Annotated in this window: 1 protein-coding gene; it reads left to right on the top strand. The window is 61.0% G+C overall.

The annotated features are described in order from the left end of the window. Nucleotide 1 precedes the first annotated feature (1 nt). Nucleotides 2-1,279: a phosphopyruvate hydratase gene (gene eno / locus GOV87_RS20320; protein WP_171126153.1), complete on the top strand. Its 1,278-nt coding sequence runs from the start codon at nt 2-4 to the stop codon at nt 1,277-1,279. Nucleotides 1,280-1,281: the final 2 nt, after the last annotated feature.

Below are 1,281 nucleotides of genomic sequence, written 5' to 3'. Positions count from 1 at the left end.
AATGAGCACAATCATCGACATCCACGCCCGTGAAATTCTTGACAGCCGGGGCAACCCGACGGTTGAGGTGGACGTGATTTTGGAAGACGGCACGATGGGCCGGGCGGCGGTGCCGTCGGGGGCCTCGACCGGTGCCTATGAGGCGGTGGAAAAGCGCGACGGGGACAAGGCGCGCTATATGGGCAAGGGCGTGCTGGAAGCTGTCGCTGCAGTGAACGGTGAGATCGCCGAAGAACTGGTTGGCTTTGACGCGACCGAACAGGTCGCCATTGACCAGGCGATGATCGAACTGGACGGGACCGAGAACAAGGGCCGTCTGGGGGCAAACGCCATTTTGGGTGTCTCGCTGGCCACGGCCAAGGCCGCAGCCGATTTCACCACGCAGCCTCTGTATCGCTATGTCGGCGGCACGTCGGCGCGTGTTCTGCCCGTGCCGATGATGAACATCATCAATGGTGGTGAACATGCCGACAACCCGATCGACATTCAGGAATTCATGATCATGCCGACCTCGGCCGCGAATATCCGCGAAGCGGTGCGCATGGGGTCCGAGGTGTTCCACACGCTGAAACGCGAACTGTCCGCAGCGGGTCTGGCCACCGGCGTTGGCGATGAGGGTGGCTTTGCACCTAACATCGCATCCACACGCGAAGCGCTGGATTTCATCCTGCAATCCATTGAAAAGGCAGGTTACAAGCCGGGCGAGGAAATCCACCTTGCCCTGGATTGCGCCGCCACCGAGTACTACAGGGATGGCAAATACGTTCTGTCGGGCGAGAATATCTCGCTGACTTCCGAGGAAAACGCCGAGTATCTGGCGGCGCTGGTCAAAGACTATCCGATCATCTCAATCGAAGACGGCATGTCCGAGGATGACTGGGACGGGTGGAAGGCCCTGACCGACGCCATCGGCGACAAGGTCCAGCTTGTGGGCGACGACCTGTTTGTGACCAACCCCGCGCGTCTGGCCGAAGGGATCGAGCGCGGCTGCGCGAACTCGATGCTGGTCAAGGTGAACCAGATCGGATCGTTGACCGAAACCTTACGCGCCGTCGATATGGCCCACCGTGCCCGTTATACCAACGTGATGTCGCACCGCTCGGGCGAGACCGAGGACGCCACCATCGCCGATCTGGCCGTGGCGACCAATTGCGGTCAGATCAAGACCGGCTCGCTGGCGCGGTCGGACCGGTTGGCCAAGTACAACCAGCTGATCCGCATCGAGGAATCGCTGGGCGAGGTCGCCGAATACGCTGGGGCTTCGATCCTGAAGCGGTGAAT

The organism is Ruegeria sp. HKCCA5426 (assembly GCF_013034585.1).
In the GTDB taxonomy this organism is placed as follows: Bacteria; Pseudomonadota; Alphaproteobacteria; order Rhodobacterales; family Rhodobacteraceae; genus Ruegeria.
Note: the sequence above shows the minus strand (reverse complement) of the source record. Positions and strands in the feature narration are given on the sequence as shown.

What these genes read in the sequence shown, in the direction of transcription:
- eno (WP_171126153.1), top strand. Translation starts at nt 2, where the DNA reads ATGAGCACAATCATCGACATCCACGCCCGTGAAATTCTTGACAGCCGG.